The organism is Nocardiopsis gilva YIM 90087, from assembly GCF_002263495.1.
Classification (GTDB): Bacteria; Actinomycetota; Actinomycetes; order Streptosporangiales; family Streptosporangiaceae; genus Nocardiopsis_C; species Nocardiopsis_C gilva.
The window spans coordinates 6,025,692-6,042,804 of record NZ_CP022753.1 but is presented as its reverse complement, the minus strand read 5'-3'; the positions used below and the strand labels follow the sequence as shown (position 1 = coordinate 6,042,804).

The following is a 17,113-nucleotide window of genomic DNA, read 5'->3' as shown; positions in this document are numbered from 1 at the left end:
TGCTCGGCGGGGCCGAAGGGAATTCGCTTGCAACCACTACAGGTGAAGTTCTAGGACTGGAGTGTTTGACTTCCCGAACCGGACCATCGCCAGGGGCGCGCATGCGAAAGCTGACCTACTACATCGCCGTGTCGATCGACGGCTTCATCGAGGGTCCGAACCACGAGACCGACTTCTACCCCCTCGGCGAGGATTTCGTGGCGTACATGACGTCCGAGTACGCCGACTGCATCCCGACGCACGTGCGTGAGCAGTTCGGCATCGATGCGCCGAACAAGCACTTCGACACCGTGATCCAGGGCCGGACGAGCTACGAGATCGCGCTGCGAGAAGGCATCACCAGCCCCTACGCGCACATGCGGCAGTACGTAGCCTCCACGACCATGTCCGAGAGCCCGGATCCCGCAGTGGAGGTCGTCGCCGACCCGGTCGCGACGGTCCGCGAGCTGAAGAGGGAGGACGGGGATCTGGGCATCTATCTCATCGGTGGCGCGAAGCTCGCGGGCGTGCTGATCGACGAGATCGATGAACTGGTCGTCAAGCGCTACCCGGTGCTCGCCGGTTCGGGGACCCCGATGTTCGTCGGCGCGACGTTCAACCCCGCGGAGTTCACGCTCACCGACCACCGCCTCTTCGACAACGGAACAGCGGTCGCGGCCTACAGGAGGAAGTGAAGGTCCCTCGGTCGGTCCGGTGGTACGCGCTGAGCGAGGAATTCTGGAATTCCGACGCGAGTGCCGAACCATGCAGGCGCGGAGCGAACAACCCACCGTTCCACCTTCGCGCCTGTAATAGGGCGGCGAATTTCGTCTTGTCGGTGGGAGTTTGTTGAACCGTCAAGGTGTGCCGGGAGTCGCGTCGAGGATCAGGGTGTGGGCGGAGGTATCGGCCAAGGTACAGAACCGGACCCGAGGGCCGAAAGCTGCATTTCGTGCAGCACGCGGTAACAATCCTCTTACTGGCCGGACACGGCCGTTGGTCTCTTGACCCCTTGTGGGGCTCCCCCTGACCCAATAACACTTTTCTTAGGACTTACACAGGCGTAGTGGCCCCTTCCGAGCCGTCGGTCACGCGGCGGCACATCGAGGAGTGATGCGGCCAGTGGTGAATGCTCCCGGGACGAATGGGCAGGCGAGGCTCGGGACGTCGGCGATCACGCTGTCACAGGCGTGGGTGAAGGGAGGAACGGCACCGCACCGGACCCGAGTGGCCCGGATGACTCGGTGGGGGCGTGGACCCCTGCAAGCCGACTCGGTGAGAGCGGGGCGGGGCGATGAGCGACTGCACCGAGCAGGGCTGCACAGGTGTGGTCAGGGATGGCTTCTGCGATGTCTGCGGCCTGGAACCGCGCGGCTCGGAGCCGATCGCCCCGGCGCCCGGAGCGTCGGCCTCGGGTCATGCGTTCCCCGAAGACCCGGGACGCCCCGACCATCCTTCCCGTCCCCCCAGCCCCGGTTCGCTGGCCGACCCCGCTCTGGTCCCCCTGTTCTCCGGACCGAGTGACGCCCTTCCGGCCCCATTGGCCGGAGCACCGGATCCGCCGCTTGGGGTGGTGGAGGGGGATGACAGCCCCGCCGGTCCCGATGGGACCGACGGGTCCGATGAGACAGGTGCGCCAGGTGGGCTGAAGGACACGGGTGACAGCGACGCCTCTGTACCTCGTTCTTCCGCGGACTCCGACGTCCGGTTCACCGACTCCTCCGCATCCGACATCTCCCGCATCTCCCCCCGCTCGGATCCGCCCCGACGCCCCTTCTTCTCCGCCTTCTCGCGCGACGGCAGCGGCTCCGGATCGTCGACGTCCGGGCCGACCAGCTCCCCCTCCGGCCGCAACAGCCGCCGCACCTCGTCCTCCTCACGCGGCATGCTCGGCCTCGGCCTCGTGCAGGTCCCGCCGGTGCCCTACCGCGACCCGGCCACGGCGATCATGTCCAACCCCGTCGTCGCCGAGAAGAACCGCTTCTGCGGCAGCTGCGGCGAGGCCGTAGGGCGCCGCCGCGACAACCGCCCCGGCCGTACCGAAGGCTTCTGCCCCGCCTGCGGGACGGAGTTCTCCTTCACCCCCAAACTCAAGAAAGGGGACTGGGTCGAAGACCAGTACGAGGTGCTCGGCTGCCTCGCCCACGGCGGACTCGGCTGGATCTACCTCGCCCGCGACCACCACGTCAGCGACCGGTGGGTGGTGCTCAAAGGGCTACTCAACAGCGGCGACGCCGAGGCCCACAAGACCGCCACCGCCGAACGCAACTTCCTCGCCGAGGTCGAGCACCCCAACATCGTCAAGATCTACAACTTCGCCCACCACCCCGACCCCAAGACCGGTGTCCCGGCCGGGCACATCGTCATGGAGTACGTCGGCGGCAAGTCGCTGCGCGACCTCATCGTCGAACGCCGCGCGCACGGCGCCGACACCTCCGGTCTGCCCGTCGACCAGGTCATCGCCTACGGGCTGGAGGCCCTGCGCGCCATCGGCTACCTGCACAGCAAGGGCCTGCTCTACTGCGACTTCAAGCCCGACAACATCATCCAGAGCGAAGAGCAGATCAAACTCATCGACCTGGGCGGCGTCCGCCGGATCGACGACATGGTCAACCCCGTCTACACCACCCCCGGTTACCGCGTCCCCGAGTCCGAGCTGCGCAACCCGGGCCCCTCGGTCTGTTCCGACCTCTACTCCGTGGGCCGCACCCTCGCCGTCCTGAGCTTCCGGTTCGGCTTCATGCGCGAGCACCTGCACAGCCTCCCGCCACGCGAGTCCGTGCCCGTCCTCGCCCGCTACGAGTCCTACGACCGCTTCCTGCGCCGCGCCACCAACATCCAGCCCGACCTGCGCTTCCACGACGCCGCCGAAATGGCCGAGCAGCTCACCGGCGTGCTCCGCGAGGTGCTGTCCGACATCCAGGGGCGCCCCCACCCGGCCACCTCCACCCTGTTCGAACCCGAGCACTTCGTCGACGCGGCCTCCGGAGGCACCAGCCCCAAGCGGCTGCTCACCCGCCCCCGCCCCGCCGACGCCGCGGCCGCCCTCCCCACCCCGCAGGTGGATCCCGCCGATGCCGCCGCCGGCATCCTCGCCGGGCTCTCGGCCGTGCGTCCCGAGGAGATCGTCGCGACCTTGGAGGCGGCCAAGGCTCCCAGCCCCGAGACGCGGCTCATGCTGGCGCGCACCCTCATCGCGCTCGGCCGCCAGGGGGACGCCGTGGAACCGCTGGAGGCGTTCGGCGCCCGCGCCCCCGGAGACTGGCGGACCTACTGGTACCTGGCCGTGATGGACCTGAGCCTCGGCAGGTACGAGGACGCGCGGGCGCGCTTCGAGGAGCTCTACGACCACCTTCCCGGCGAAGCCGCCCCCAAGCTCGGGCTGGCGCTCGCCTGTGAGGGGAGCGGAGCCGTCGACGCCGCCGCCCGCCACTTCGAGACGGCGTGGCGGACCGACCGCTCCTACGTCAGCGCCGCGTTCGGACTGGCCCGGATCCGGCTCGCCCAGGGCGACCGGACCGCCGCGGTCGACGTCCTCGACACCGTCCCGGAGCTGTCCACCTTCTTCCCCAGCGCCCAGATGGCCGCCGTCACGGTGCTGGTCAGCGACCGCGACGTGGCCGACCTCGACGAGCAGGTGCTCGTGGACGCCGGATCGCGGCTGAACCGACTGCGCTGGAACGGCCTCTACGGGGAGGCGACGGACCGGCTGGCGGTGCGCGTACTGGAGGCGGCCCTCGCATGGATCGACTCCGGCCGCAGGCCCGCCCGCCCCGCCTGGCTGCTCGACGGGCCGCTGGACGAAGAGGGGCTGCGCTGCAACCTGGAGCGGATGTACCGCGGCCTGGCCCGGCTCTCCACCGGGCGGGCCGACCGCCACCACCTCGTGGATCGGGCCAACTGCCTGCGGCCGAGGACGTGGCTATGACGATGGCGCGAACGTGTCCCGTCTGCGAGGAACGCGTTTCCCACGCCGATGTGTACTGCGAGCGGTGCGGCCACCGCATCACCTCCCCTCCCGCCGCGCCCGGAACCGACGGCGCGCCGGGTGCGGGCGGATCGAACGGCGACGCCGACGGAACCGACGTCCACACCGGGCCGATGCCGACCTTCGAACCGTGCACCTGGTGCGGCGCGGGCGTGACCGCCGGGTACTGCGCCGAGTGCGGCATGTGCCAGCCCGGCGACCGCGACCACGTCGAGATCCGGGCCGGGACCGTGGCCGGGGTGAGCGACCGGGGCCTGCGCCACCATCGCAACGAGGACGCGATGGCGGTGCTCACGCCAGACGGCCCGGAACCGGCCGTGGTGGCGGTGGTGTGCGACGGCGTGTCCACCTCACCCCACCCCGAGCAGGCCGCGCACGTCGCCGCCGAGACGGGGGCCGCCGTCCTCGCGGACCAGCTCGCCGCGGGCAGCGGGGCCCAGAAAGCCACCGAGGCGGCCCTGACGGAGGCCGCCTCCGCCGTCGCCGAGCTGGCCGAGACCGAGGAGTCCGCCCCCGCCTGCACCTACGTGTCGGCCGTCGTCCCGGCGCGCGGGGGCGGTATCACGATCGGCTGGGTCGGGGACAGCCGCGCCTACTGGCTGGCCGGGTCCCCCGCGGCCACCGCATCGACCCTGCTGACACGGGACGACTCCTGGAGCGAGGCGATGGTCGCGTTGAAGGTGATGACCCCGCGCGAGGCGCGCGCCTCCGCGTACGCGCACGCGCTCACCGCCTGGCTGGGCGCTGACAACACCGCGTGCGCCGGCCACACCACCACGGTCACGCCCGACGGTCCGGGGGCGCTGGTGCTGTGCAGCGACGGACTGTGGAACTACTTCCCGGACCCCGCCGCACTGTCCGACCTGGTACCCGACGCGGGCGAGGACCCGCTGGGCGCGGCGCAGGCGTGCGTACGCCGTGCCCTCGACGCCGGTGGGCGGGACAACATCACGGTGGTGGTGATCGCGGTTCCGGAGTCGGAACGAGCGGACGGAGGAGGCGCCGACGGCTCTCCGGGGGCTCCCGAGGCGCACGACACCGAGCCGAACGCCGCGCTGGGCGGCGATCAGGGCGGCGGACCGACCGGCGGCCAGGTTCGGGGGAGTGGGGGGAACGGCGGGTGACGAGGGACGACCATGGGTCGACGCGCATGGGCGGCGAGCCGGGACACGGGGACGTGGGACGCATGACGGGCGTGCCCACGTCACCCGAGTTCCGGCTCCATGTCGCGCAGAACCCCTACCTTCCCCTCGGCGGAACCGAGGTGCAGGCCATCGTCACGGTGTCCGCCGCGGCGAGCACACCCGGGCCCGGCCGGTCCGACACGGCCTCCGAGACCACCGCCGACGCCGCGCCGCAGGCCGCCGAGGTCGTCATCGTCGACACCTCGGCGTCGATGTACGGCGAGAAGATCGGCGCGGCCAAGCGCGCCGCGCGGGCCGCCGTGGACGCGCTGCGCGACGGCGCGCACTTCGCCATCGTCTCCGGGGCGGGTGCGGCGACCATGGTCTACCCCGACGAGGCGCGGCTCGTCCCCGCGACCGCCGAGACCCGGCAGGCCGCCAAGGAGGCCGTCGACGGGCTCGTGGCCGACGGCGGCACCCGCATGGGCGCGTGGCTGCGTCTGGCCGCCGACCTCTTCGCCCCCTTCGACACCGGCGGCACTCTCCGACACGCCATCCTGCTCACCGACGGCCAGAACAACGAGCAGCCCGACGTCTTCGAGACCGCCCTGGACATGTGCGCCGGCCTGTTCGTCTGCGACTGCCGGGGTGTGGGCACCGACTGGAACGTCGCCGACCTGCGCTGGATCGCCTCGTTCCTCCTCGGCGGCGTCGACATCGTCGCCGACCCGGCCGACCTGGAGGACGACTTCCGCTCCATGACCGAGCGGGCGATGGCCAAGGGCATCGCCGACGTGCGCCTGCGGCTGTGGACGCCCGACGCGGCCCAGATCCGGTTCGTCCGGCAGGTGGCGCCGACCGTCGAGGACCTGACCGCCCGGCGGGTCGACCGCGGGCCGCGCACGGGTGACTACCCCACCGGGTCGTGGGGCACCGAGAGCCGTGCCTACCACATCGGCGTGGTCGTGCCCATGGGTGCGCCCGGCCGCCGACTGCGCGCCGGATGGGTGCGCCTGCTGGGCCCGCACTCCGCCGAGGACGCGCCGCTGGCCTCGGGCAACATCCTCGCCGAGTGGACCGACGACGAGGCGAAGGCGACAGAGATCGATCCGCGCGTGGCGCACTACACCGGTCAGGTGGAACTCGCCCGCGCGATCCAGGAGGGGCTGCGAGCGCGGCGCGAGGGCGATGAGGCCACCGCGACGCAGCGCCTCGGCAGGGCCGTCGTCCTGGCACGCCAATCCGGCGACCAGGCCACCGCCGCCCTGCTGCGCAAGGTGGTCGAGGTCATCGATCCGAAGACGGGGACGGTACGGCTGCGGCCGGTGGTGGACAGGGTCGACGAGATGACGCTCGACACCCATTCGACCAGGACCGTGCGCACGCGCGCCGGTGACGACTCCCCGGGGGCAGGATAGAGAGAGGAACCACGCCATGCCGACCTGTCCGGCCGGGCACGCCTCGGCCGCGGGAGACTTTTGTGATTTCTGCGGGATCGGCATCCCGACACCTCCGTATGCCCGGCGGACCGAGGTCGCTCAGGCCCAGCGGGCCGAGAACTGCCCCGAGTGCGGCACCCCGCGCGCCGGGCGCTTCTGCGAGGAGTGCGGTCACGACTTCTCGCTCGCCGACCAGACCGTGGCCTCCTCGCTCCCCATCACGCCCCCGAGCGAGCCGTCGTCGAACCACCTCGCCGAACCGCCGCGGGCCATCTCGCCCGTGATCAAGCCGGAGGGCGGCCTGTGGCACGCGGTGATCATGGCCGACCCCGCCTACTACCAGGTCATGGCCGATCGGGGGCTGCTCGACCCCGACGTCATCCGGTTCCCGGCCACCCCGCGGCGCCGCCGCGTCCCCCTCAACAAGCCGGAGGTCTACATCGGGCGGCGCAGCACCTCGCGCCGGGTCCTGCCCGAGATCGACCTCGCCGGGCCGCCCGAAGACCCCGCCGTCTCCCATCTGCACGCCGTACTGCTGGCCCGCCCGGGAGGCACGTGGGTGGTGGTGGACGTCGGCTCCACCAACGGGACGACCATCAACGGCACCGACGACCCCATCGAACGCGACCGGGAGGTACCGCTGCATGACGGCGACCGAATCTACGTGGGTGCCTGGACGGTCATCACGGTCCAGAGGGGATGAGCGGGCGTGCTGAAAGGAACCTCGGGCGACCCCTCCATCGCCGACAACCTCGCCCACGAGGCGATCGAGCGGGTGCGCAGCGAGGGCCAGATGTCGGAGGCGTTCTGGCCGCAGACGACACCGGCGCGGATCCGCGCGCTGGCGCTGGCCTCCCTGGGCATGCTTCTGGTGCTCTTCCTCATCATCGGCCTGGCGATCGGGCAGGCGCGCGACGGCATGCGGATCATCGGCCGGGAAGCCGGGCCGAAGGTGATGGCCACATCCGACCTCTACTACGCCCTCAGCGACATGGACGCCCAGGTCGCCAACATGATCCTGCTGCGCGGCGAGGGGAAGGAGGCGGCGGTCGGCGCGGCGAAGCGCACGTTCGACAAGCGCCGCCGCTCCGCTGACGAGGCGATGCTGGGCGCGATCCAGCTCGTCGAGGGGAACACGACCCAGGAGCGCAACCTTCGGGACATCCTCGACGGGCTCGGCCGCTACGAGCAGCTCGTGGCCGAGGCCCGACTGCTGAGCCGGATCGACGACTCCGACGGCCCGGCGTCGGACGAGGTGCTCGACCGCTACCGGACGGCGACCTGGGTGATGCGCTACGAGCTGCTGCCCAAGGCGCACAACCTCACCCTCAGCGGTCGGGCGGAGATCCGCCAGACCTATGAGGAGAAGCGCACCGCCGCGCTGGTCGGCCTGACGTGGGTGGCCGCTGTGGGGCTGCTGACCGTGGGGGTGATGGCGGCGCTCCACCGCTACATCGCGGTGAAGTTCCGCCGCCGGATCAACCTCGCCATCGCGCTGGCCACCGCCGGGACGCTGGTCGTGACGGTGATGGCCATGGCGATGCTCGGCACCCAGACGGAGTACCTGCGGGCGGCCAAGGAGGACGGGATCGACCGGGTGCTCGACCTGTCCCGGGCACGCCTGGCCAGCACCAACATGCAGGGGGACCAGAGCCGGTTCCTGCTCGATCCGCGGTTGCGGCTCAACTATGAGCAGCTCTACCTGGAGGAGGCGCAACGGGTGCTGTACCTGAGCCCGGAGGACGGGAATGTCCCCGGCAACCTCGGGACCTACACCGAGGAGGTCGACGCGCTGGCCGGCACCTACGCGAACTACCCGGGCGACGCCTACGGCTTCCTCGGCAAGTCGATGGGGGACGACAGCGTGCCCGGACAGCAGGCCGCTCTGGAACGGGTGATACGGGAGTACGCCGTGTTCCAGCGCGCCGACCAGGAAATGCGCGACCTCGCGGCGGAGGGAGAGGACGAGAAGGCGGTCGCGCTGCGGATGGGCAAGGTCGAGCAGGCCTTCGAACCCTACGATGCGGCCCTGGCGAACCTCATCGGCCTGCACAAGCGGGCCTTCGGGGAGGCCGTCGAGGTCGGGGAGCGGGGCCAGGGCGGGTGGAGCGTCCTGCTGCCCGTGGTGACCCTGTTCATCGCGCTGCTGGTGGTAGCGGGGATCTACCCGCGTCTGGCCGAGTACCGGTAGTACCGGCGGCCCGTTGCGGACGCACCGGAGGCGGACGGCGTGGATGACACGGACGGCACGGAAGCCATCGACGACCAGAGGAGCCGGATCATGAGGGTGTGCGGGTCTGTCATCGCGCTCGGTGCGGTGCTGGCAGTGACCGCCTGCGGCCTGGGGGTAAGGGAGACCGATTCGATCGTCAACGGGGAGGGCGAGCTGAAGATCGCGGTCAAGCCCGACCAGCCCGGCATCAGTTCGACCACCGGTGAGGGTGAGTTCGAGGGGTTCGACGTGGACGTCGCCCACTACATCGCCCGGAGCCTCGGGTACACGAAGGACGACGTGAAGCTCTCGGCGGTGTCCTCCAACCAGCGCGAGGACGTGCTGCTGGCCGCCGACGAGAAGAAGCGGGTCGACCTGGTCGTGGCGAGCTACTCGATCACCCCCGAGCGCAAGACCCGGATCGCCTTCGGCGGCCCCTACTACGTGGCCCACCAGGACATCCTGGTGGCGGCCGGCGACGACTCGGTCGACGACGTGCACGACCTGAAGGGCAAGGTCCTCTGCCAGGAGAAGGGCTCGAACTCCGCCAACAGGATCACCAAGGAGCGCGGCATCGAGGTGAAGGAGGTCGTGGAGGCGGCCACCTACGGCGGCTGCGCCGACCAGCTCGCCAACGGCGATGTGGACGCGGTCTCCACCGACGACCTCATCCTGGCCGGGTACATGCAGCGGGCCCCGGGGAAGTTCCGGCTGGTGAACGCGCCCTTCACCGACGAGCGGTACGGGGTCGGGGTGTCCAAGGACGACCTGACCGGGTGCGAGGCCGTGAACACCGCGATCACCCAGATGTACCAGGACGGGACCGGACGCAAGCTGCTGGCCAAGTGGTTCGGCGCGACCGGCCTTCAGGTCACCGAGAGCGTCCCCCAGTTCGAGGGGTGTGAGTGACCCCGGTGACGCCGGGGCGTGCCGGGGCCGCGGCGCACGGTCGCGCCGGGTCCCTGACCTGATTCGGCCATGGTCGGCGCGGCACGGAACGCCGCGGTGGCCGGTGGCCGAAGATACCCGTGGTGGTGACGAGACGGATGGGAAAATGCGGCCGGAGACGGCCGCGAGAGGCCATCCGGCCGGAACCGATTCGGGGTACACCACGTCACAACGGTCACGGCCGAAGGGAGTCCAGCACGGTGACCATCGTCGAGTTCCTGAGTGCCCGCCTGGCTGAGGCCGAACAGGCGGCGTACGAAGCATCCCCCGCCACCGGCGGACCACCGCGCGCGCTCGCCGACGTGGAGGCCAAACGGCGCATCCTCCACGGCTACAACCACGCCTACCGCAGCTGCGTGCACACGTTGGAGCACTGCGGCCGCGCGGAGTCCAACGGCGCGTGGTCCGCACTCCACACCTGGCGCCGGGCGGTGGAATGCCTCGCCGCCATCTACGACGACCACCCCGACTACGACCCGTCGTGGAAGGTGGGCGCCACCTAGCGCGGTCAGGCTGCTGGTTCGTCGGACGGGGTCAGTCGGGCAGCTCCAGCAGGTCGGTGGCCACCGGGACCAGTCCCCGGCCCGTCACGTCGGGCGCCGCGAAGACGCTGGGGAAGCGGCCCTCCAGGTGGTCGGACCACCCGGTGACGAGTCCGGCCCGGTGGGCGCCGTGCACGTCCCAGGCGTGGCACGTCACCATGGCCATGCGGTCGGGCTCGACCTCGCACACCTCCGCGGCGTAGTGGTAGGGCTCGGGGGCGGGTTTGAACCGGCGCAGCTTGCCGGCCGAGAGCACGTGCTCCATGTGGACGGCGAGCCCGGCCCGGTCGAGCAGGGAGCGGGCGTTCTCCTCCGACGAGTTGGTCAGCGCGACCACGCGCACCTCGGCATCACGGATCCGCCGCACCGCGGCGTCGGCGTCCGGCCGGACGTCCAGCGAGGCGAGCGCCTGCACGATCGATTCCACGGCCGCCGCCGAGACCTGGTGGCCGGTGATGTCCTGCAGTGCGCCGCGCGCCAGGTCACCGAAGGGCCGGTAGTCGCCCGCCGCGGTCAGTGCGAACGCGTCGCGGAGCACGTGGGCGAACCAGCGGTGCATCAGCACCCGGGGGACCCCCGCCTCGCGGAACCGCCACTCCAGTGGCGTGAGCGGGAACAGGGTCTCCATGACGTCGAACGCGACGACGTGTGGACGCCTGGCTGTGGTCACGGCACACTCCCGTTCCGATCCGCCCGGCCACGCTATGTCTGCCGCTCTGCCGGGAATACTCCTACGTGGGTGTCCATACCCCGCGAGTCACCGGAGGTGCGGTCTCGCCTACGGCACGCTCGCATAACGACAGGGAGTCATCGGCTGTTATGTGACCGTGGTCACAGAATGCAGCCGAGATAGCGCCGAAGCTAAATTCGCAAGCTCCCTCTACGGCCCGAGGGGGCCGTGATTTGGAGGTGGATGGAATGTCCACGATCGCTCACGCCCGCTCGCACGCGGTCACGCACGCCTGGAGGGGCGTGCTGGCAGGAATCGGCGGCGGCATCATCTTCGGCATCCTGATGGCGATGACGGGGATGCTGGAGTCCGTCGCCATGCTGGTGGGCAGCGACAACGCCGTCGTCGGCGGCGTGGTCCACCTGATCATCTCCGCCTTCTTCGGGCTCCTGTTCGGGCTGGCCATGGGGGCCTACTCTGACAAGGTGTGGAGCCTTCTCGGTGCGGGCGTCGTCTGGGGCCTGATCCTGTGGGTCGTCGGTGGACTCATGATCATGCCTGCCTGGCTCGGCATGGAGATGTTCATGTTCAACGAGATGGCGTGGATGAGCCTCGCCGGCCACCTGCTCTTCGGCATCGTGCTGGCCGGAACGATGTTCGCCCTCAGCAAGGGTGATGCCTAGCCGACCTCTGAGTCCGACACCGCTCACTCGTGAAGGTACCCCGCCGCCCCTGGGGAAGTGGGGCGGCGGGGCGCAACCTTGTGTGGCGTTCAGCGCCGCCCTACGCCCTACCCCGGCGGTTCGGCTCGATGCGTGTCATCGCATATCGACGCCGCAACATGTTCAGACCGCGGTGGCCAGCGCCGCGAACTGCTCATCGGTCAGCTCGACGCCGGCGGCGGCGATGTTCTCCTCGACGTGAGCGACCTTCGATGTGCCCGGGATGGGCAGCATCACCGGCGACCGGCGTAGCAGCCAGGCCAGCGCCAGCTGGGCCGGGGCCGCGCCGACTTCCTTGGCCAGGACGTCCAGCGGGCCGCCGGGCTTGGCGAGTTCCCCCGTGGCGATCGGGAACCACGGGATGAACGCGATACCCTCGCGCTCCGCGTGGTCGAGGAGCTCCTCGGACTGGCGCTCGGCCAGGTTGTACAGGTTCTGCACCGAGGCGATCTCGGTGATCTTCCGTGCCTCCTCCAGCTCGGCCACCGACACCTCGGAGAGGCCGATGTGCCGGATCTTGCCCTCTTGCTTGAGCAGAGCCAGCTCCCCGACCTGGTCGGCGAGCGGGACCTGGGGGTCGATGCGGTGCAGCTGGTGGAGGTCGATCCGCTCCACGCCGAGGTTGCGCAGGCTCAGCTCGCACTGCTGGCGCAGGTACTCGGGGCGGCCGACCGGCCGCCAGTCGCCGGGGCCGGCGCGGGTCAGGCCGCCCTTGGTGGCGATGACGAGGTCGTCGGCGTACGGGTGCAGCGCCTCACGGATGATCTGCTCACTGACCGCCGGGCCGTAGGAGTCAGCGGTGTCGATGAAGGTGACACCGAGCTCGACCGCGCGGCGCAGCACGCGGACGGCCTCGCCGCGGTCCTTCGGTTCGCCCCAGACGCCCTCGCCGGTCAGCTGCATGGCGCCATAGCCGAGCCGGGTGACGGGGAGGTCGCCGCCGATGCTGAACGTGCCGGAGGCGGTGGCGGTGCGGGCGGAGTTGTCGATGGTCACGCTTGCTCCTTGATCGTGTGCTGCGTGATGCTCCTCGCTGGATCGCAGGAGTGCCGCACGGGGCAGGAGCGGCGCGCGGCGCTCAGCTGTCGAACCAGTTGGTTCGCCAATTGGACACTATGCCTGCTCGATCGAGCCGGTCAAACCATTTGGTTTGCGATACTGGTCTCATGCGAGCACAGGGAGAGGCGACACGCGCGCGCATCCTCGCCGCCGCGGCCGAGGAGTTCACCGTGCACGGCGTGGCCGGCGCCCGCATCAACCGCATCGCCGACACCGCGAAGGCCAGCAAGGAACGCCTCTACGCCTACTTCGGCACCAAGGAGGAGCTGTTCAGCGAGGTGATCTCGGCCGAAGTGGAGCAGGTCGTCGAGGCGGTGCCCATCAGCGAGGACCTGCCCGACTATGTGGGTCGGCTGTTCGACTACCTCAACGCCGACCCGCGACGGCAGCGGGTGCTGGCGTGGGCCTGGCTGGAGGGATCGCGCGAGCAGCTGCCTGAGGGACACCCTCGGCTGGACATCTACCGGGCCAAGGTCGCCACGGTGCGCCGGGCACAGGAGGCCGGTCGCGTTGATCCGGTGTGGGACCCCTACGACCTGCTCTCGATGCTGATAGCGCTCGCCTCGGCCTGGCTGATGGCGCCGCACGACCTGCGCACGCTCGCCGCCCAGAGCGCCCCCGACCAGGGCTTGGAGCAGCGGAGGGCGGCCGTGGTGGAGGCGGCGCGGCGCCTGGTCGGCACCGCACCGCCCGCATCGCGACACGACGGTCAGGGCGCTGCGGTGACCTGACCGGCAGGCCTCGGCGGCGTGTCCCGACCGCCGCGCGTCGCGCGCGGGACCCCCGGATACGATCGCGGCGGTGGGACACGGGAGCGCGATGGCCGGCCAGGTCAGCCCCCGGCAACGGACGGCATCACCCGTACCTCGCTGCCGTTGGTGACGGGCGTGTCGAGACCGGACAGCGCGCGGCACTCGTCGGAGTCGACGTAGACATTGACGAAGCGCCGCAGACGGCCCTGCTCATCGCGGATCCGCTGGTTCAGGCGCGGATGGCGCGAGGCCAGTTCGTCGAGGACGCCGCTCAGCGGCAGGGTGCCACCGTCGCCCAGCGGGATGTCGACCTTGGCCACCCCGCCGGAGTCGGCCTGGAGCGCCTGCGGAAGGAACACGGTCGCGCCCATCGTGTCTACACCTCCACCGCGCGCACGCACAGCACGTCGGGAAGGTGCCCCACGACCTGCTGCCACTCCGCGCTCTCGTCGGTGGTGGCGAAAACGTCGCCCGAGCGGGTGCCGAAGTAGAAACCGGGCACGTCGGCTCCGTCGGTGCAGGCGGCGTCGCGCAGCACGATGCCGTAGTAGGGATCGGTGGGCAGGCCGGCGCTCACCGACCGCCAGCTGCCGCCGCCGTCGTCGGTGCGGAACGCCCGCAGCTTGTGGTCGGCCGGCAGGTGGACCTCCTGGCTGATGACGGGGAAGTTGAGCACCGTCCCCGGGACATGCGGGTGGGCGACCATGGCGAACCCGAAGTCGGAGGGCAGGCCGTCGGCGATGGACGTCCACCCGGCGGCGGGGTCCTCGGTGCGGTAGACGCCGTGGTGGTTCTGCAGGAAGAAGACACCGTCGGAGGCGACGGCCACCTTGTGCACGCACTGGTTGAACTCGGGGTACTCATCGGGCTGGAATCCGGCGCGGATGCCCTTGTTGACGGGTGTCCAGGACGCACCGTCGTCGACCGTCCGGTAGACGCCCCCGGTGGACATGGCGACGGTCATGGCGTGCGGGTCGGTGCCGTTGGCGGTCACCCGACCGGGGAGGATGGTATGGATGGCCGCGCCTCCGGCGCCGGGCATCCACTCGGGGCGGTGCGGGTGGTCGTACAGGGCCCGCACGATCTCGTAGCTCTCCCCGCCGTCGGTGGAACGGAACAGGCCGTGCGGTTCGACGCCCGCGTACACGACGCCGGGTTTGTCGGTGAAGGCGAACTGCCACACGCGGGTGAATGAGGTGTCGGTATCGGGAGGGAAGGCGATCGGCTGTTCCTTCGGCTCCTGCCAGGTGGCCCCGAGGTCGTCGCTGAACCACACACTGGGTCCGAAGTGCGAGCTTTCGGATCCGACCAGGATGCGCCGCGTGTGCGGGTCGATGCCGACGGCGTAGGACCCCATCATGTTCGCGAAGTCGACGGGGTCGAGGCGGTGCGGGCCGTCGACCTCCCAGCGCTTCCGATCGTCGCTGCGGGCGGTGAACAGGCCTTTGCGTGTACCTATGACCAGGAGATATGCCATGGCGAGCCCCCAAATCAGTCGTTAGAGCTCACTGTGACACACGACACTGACATTTTCTCAGCTTGAACGAGGTGACGTGTGGCGGACGCCGATGGCCGGCGTCCGCCCCCTCCGAACCCTGTGGGGGATGTCAGGATTCGGAGCGTTCGGCCCGAAGGCCGTCGACCCTTGATCGGGGTCGTCGCGGCGCCTAGGGCGCGTCCACGACGGTGACACCGGCGGCGGGTGCGCGACCGGCTTCGGCAACGCCGTAGTTCCGCTCGGCGCGGGCGCGCTCGGCGGCGTTGGGGGTTGCGTTCTTGCAGTTCACGCCGCCGGTCGAGCCGGACATCAGCGATGAGCAGGGGCCGGGCTTCATATCGGGGAGCCCGAGGCTGTGGCCGAACTCGTGCGCCGCGATGCGAACCGGGTCATGGCCCTGGTTCACCGCTTGGCGGCCCATCTCGATCCAGACGGACCCGCCGGGGCGGACCGGGCCGAGGATGGCCCGCGGCCATCCGTTGCTGGCGTAGACGGTGATCTCGGCGCGTTGACCCGGCGCGGCGCGCTTCAGGGTGACGTTGTTGACGTTGTCGTTCCACGATTGGGCGCCTTTGGCGACGGCGTCCTTGAACTCCGCGGCCCGGCTGTCGTCGTAGTAGAGCGTGGTCTGCAGCGACTGGGTCTGTCGTGCCTGCTCCGGTGTGGGGGACGTGGTCGCGGCGGTGGCGCTGGACACCCCGCCGACCAGGGAAAACGCGGCGATAGCGACACTGATGAGTGCGCCCGCCGTGGTTCTTCGCAGCATTCGTGTCTCCGGGGGATGAGAAAGAGCCTCAACTGCGGTCGACCCTGTGGGGTCTCGGTGAGCGTACGTGTGAGGACTTTTCGCGACAAGAAGTCCAAAAGAGGATTTTTTCGTCTTCAACGACGTACTAGTCGGTCCGTATTGGACCACCTGGGGAAAGGGCGCCGCGGTCCGGTCCCTTACCTCGGGGGGAGCTTGCCCTTCCGGTAGTGGCGCTGCGCCTTGGCGCGGTTGCCGCAGACCGCCATGGAGCACCAGCGCCGAGTGCCGTTGCGCGAGGTGTCGAAGAAGTACAGGACGCAGTGATCGCCCTCGCACCTGCGGATGCGGTCGGCCGCACGCTCCACGAGAGAGAGGTAGTTCTCGCAGGCCGCCCAGGCGACGGCCCACTCCGGGGCGGCGGTCTCGGGGAGGTGACGGGGCCTTCAGGGACAGCGCCCGGCGCAGGCGGCCGTGGTCGAGCACGGAGTTGAGGGCGGCGTGTGCGCCAGGGTCGTCAGGGGTCGCGATCACCGCGGCGATGGCGTCGCGCGCGGTGAGTACAGCGCGGTACGCAGCCTCCCCGTTGTCGGCGTCGGGAACCCGGCCGACGTGAGCCAGATCCGCAGCCCCGCCGGGCGCTCCAGGAGATCGTGCGAGCCCCCGCGGAACCATCGGGTGTTCAGCAGATCCAGGGCGAGGGGCTCACCGACGAGTGGACGCGGGTCGACTCCACCCGGGTCGGTCATCCGTGCATTCCTCCTGGCCGCCGTCGCCGTTTGGGGCACCCCACCCTAATGGCCGCGCCGGGACGACGGGACAGAGCGGCGCGGACCTAACCCCCGTAAAACATGTTAGACGGTTGACCCGCAGGGAGGGTAACCCCTAAAGTCCCTGTGAGTGGTTAACCCATCGACCTTGGAGCGACACCATGGGCAGCCCCCAAACCGGCCACGTCGGCCTGAACGTCAGCGACCTCGATCGCTCCCGCGACTTCTACGTCAAGCTCCTCGGCTACACCGTGCAGAGCGAGGGCTCCGACGGGGACCGCCGCTGGGCCTTCCTCAGTAACGACGGCACCCTGGTACTGACGCTCTGGCAGCAGAGCACCGGCGCCTTCCCGGTCGACCGTCCCGGCCTGCACCACCTCTCCTTCCAGGTCGACGACATGGATCAGGTCCGCTCCGCCGAAGCCGTGCTGCGCGATCTGGGAGTGGAGTTGGTCCACGACGGAGCGGTCGCGCACCGCGAAGGGGGACGTTCCGGCGGCATCTTCTTCAGCGACCCCGACGGGATCCGGCTGGAGATCTACGCCACGAACGGAGCGGAGGAGCTTCCGGCGCCCCAGGGCACCACCCCCACCTGCGGGTTCTTCTAGGCGAGGGACCACGCGGGCACAGCGGTCGTGCACGCCGATGACGGTCGGGGGAAGGAA

General features: G+C 70.2%; 18 protein-coding genes. 11 read left to right on the top strand and 7 right to left on the bottom strand.

What is annotated here, in order from left to right; genetic code table 11:
* The first annotated feature begins 101 nt into the window (after positions 1-101).
* The 8 genes from CDO52_RS26430 to CDO52_RS26395 all read left to right on the top strand — a co-directional run bounded on the left by CDO52_RS26430 (position 102) and on the right by CDO52_RS26395 (position 10,193).
* The gene (locus tag CDO52_RS26430) at positions 102-674 is read left to right on the top strand and encodes a dihydrofolate reductase family protein (RefSeq protein ID WP_017618412.1); all 573 of its coding nucleotides are present in this window, start codon (positions 102-104) and stop codon (positions 672-674) included.
* A gap of 599 nt (positions 675-1,273) precedes the next feature.
* On the top strand, positions 1,274-3,907 hold the full coding sequence (locus CDO52_RS26425) for a serine/threonine-protein kinase (RefSeq protein ID WP_094932772.1): 2,634 nt from the start codon (positions 1,274-1,276) through the stop codon (positions 3,905-3,907).
* On the top strand, positions 3,904-5,091 hold the full coding sequence (locus CDO52_RS26420) for a PP2C family protein-serine/threonine phosphatase (RefSeq protein WP_086003427.1): 1,188 nt from the start codon (positions 3,904-3,906) through the stop codon (positions 5,089-5,091). The genes CDO52_RS26425 and CDO52_RS26420 overlap by 4 nt, the downstream gene beginning before the upstream one ends.
* Positions 5,092-5,144: 53 nt before the next feature.
* Positions 5,145-6,509 (top strand): vWA domain-containing protein, encoded by a 1,365-nt coding sequence (locus tag CDO52_RS26415; protein WP_394340798.1) that lies wholly within the window; start codon positions 5,145-5,147, stop codon positions 6,507-6,509.
* Between the two features lie 16 nt (positions 6,510-6,525).
* A complete protein-coding gene (locus CDO52_RS26410) occupies positions 6,526-7,233 on the top strand; it encodes an FHA domain-containing protein (RefSeq protein ID WP_026125752.1) in 708 nt (235 codons plus the stop codon).
* A gap of 6 nt (positions 7,234-7,239) precedes the next feature.
* Positions 7,240-8,721 (top strand): hypothetical protein, encoded by a 1,482-nt coding sequence (locus CDO52_RS26405; protein ID WP_017618416.1) that lies wholly within the window; start codon positions 7,240-7,242, stop codon positions 8,719-8,721.
* Between the two features lie 39 nt (positions 8,722-8,760).
* Positions 8,761-9,651: a glutamate ABC transporter substrate-binding protein gene (locus CDO52_RS26400; RefSeq protein WP_017618417.1), complete on the top strand. Its 891-nt coding sequence runs from the start codon at positions 8,761-8,763 to the stop codon at positions 9,649-9,651.
* 239 nt (positions 9,652-9,890) lie between these two features.
* A complete protein-coding gene (locus CDO52_RS26395; protein ID WP_017618418.1) occupies positions 9,891-10,193 on the top strand; it encodes a DUF6221 family protein in 303 nt (100 codons plus the stop codon).
* Between the two features lie 31 nt (positions 10,194-10,224).
* Here CDO52_RS26395 and CDO52_RS26390 read toward each other — a convergent pair whose 3' ends face one another.
* Positions 10,225-10,902 (bottom strand): haloacid dehalogenase type II, encoded by a 678-nt coding sequence (locus CDO52_RS26390; protein ID WP_017618419.1) that lies wholly within the window; start codon positions 10,900-10,902, stop codon positions 10,225-10,227.
* Positions 10,903-11,150: 248 nt separating this feature from the next.
* Between CDO52_RS26390 and CDO52_RS26385 the strand changes: the two genes are divergently transcribed.
* The gene (locus tag CDO52_RS26385) at positions 11,151-11,585 is read left to right on the top strand and encodes a hypothetical protein (RefSeq protein ID WP_017618420.1); all 435 of its coding nucleotides are present in this window, start codon (positions 11,151-11,153) and stop codon (positions 11,583-11,585) included.
* A gap of 162 nt (positions 11,586-11,747) precedes the next feature.
* Here CDO52_RS26385 and CDO52_RS26380 read toward each other — a convergent pair whose 3' ends face one another.
* A complete protein-coding gene (locus tag CDO52_RS26380; RefSeq protein WP_017618421.1) occupies positions 11,748-12,620 on the bottom strand; it encodes an aldo/keto reductase in 873 nt (290 codons plus the stop codon).
* 170 nt (positions 12,621-12,790) lie between these two features.
* On the opposite strand from CDO52_RS26380, the gene CDO52_RS26375 reads away from it, so the two are divergent.
* Positions 12,791-13,414 (top strand): TetR family transcriptional regulator, encoded by a 624-nt coding sequence (locus tag CDO52_RS26375; RefSeq protein WP_017618422.1) that lies wholly within the window; start codon positions 12,791-12,793, stop codon positions 13,412-13,414.
* 101 nt (positions 13,415-13,515) lie between these two features.
* Here CDO52_RS26375 and CDO52_RS26370 read toward each other — a convergent pair whose 3' ends face one another.
* From CDO52_RS26370 to CDO52_RS28985, 5 genes are all read right to left on the bottom strand, one after another.
* Positions 13,516-13,806 carry a MoaD/ThiS family protein gene (locus CDO52_RS26370; RefSeq protein ID WP_017618423.1) on the bottom strand — a complete coding sequence of 97 codons (291 nt, stop codon included), beginning with the start codon at positions 13,804-13,806 and terminating at the stop codon, positions 13,516-13,518.
* 5 nt (positions 13,807-13,811) lie between these two features.
* The gene (locus CDO52_RS26365) at positions 13,812-14,912 is read right to left on the bottom strand and encodes a WD40/YVTN/BNR-like repeat-containing protein (RefSeq protein ID WP_017618424.1); all 1,101 of its coding nucleotides are present in this window, start codon (positions 14,910-14,912) and stop codon (positions 13,812-13,814) included.
* A gap of 190 nt (positions 14,913-15,102) precedes the next feature.
* Positions 15,103-15,699: a snapalysin family zinc-dependent metalloprotease gene (locus tag CDO52_RS26360; protein WP_017618425.1), complete on the bottom strand. Its 597-nt coding sequence runs from the start codon at positions 15,697-15,699 to the stop codon at positions 15,103-15,105.
* A 179-nt stretch (positions 15,700-15,878) separates the two neighbouring features.
* Positions 15,879-16,046, bottom strand: a complete 168-nt coding sequence (locus CDO52_RS28990) for a CGNR zinc finger domain-containing protein (protein WP_232524336.1) — start codon at positions 16,044-16,046, stop codon at positions 15,879-15,881.
* Positions 16,047-16,208: 162 nt separating this feature from the next.
* Positions 16,209-16,427 (bottom strand): ABATE domain-containing protein, encoded by a 219-nt coding sequence (locus CDO52_RS28985; protein ID WP_232524335.1) that lies wholly within the window; start codon positions 16,425-16,427, stop codon positions 16,209-16,211.
* A gap of 182 nt (positions 16,428-16,609) precedes the next feature.
* On the opposite strand from CDO52_RS28985, the gene CDO52_RS26350 reads away from it, so the two are divergent.
* Complete coding sequence (locus CDO52_RS26350; RefSeq protein WP_017618427.1) at positions 16,610-17,056, top strand: VOC family protein; 447 nt, start codon at positions 16,610-16,612, stop codon at positions 17,054-17,056.
* Positions 17,057-17,113: the final 57 nt, after the last annotated feature.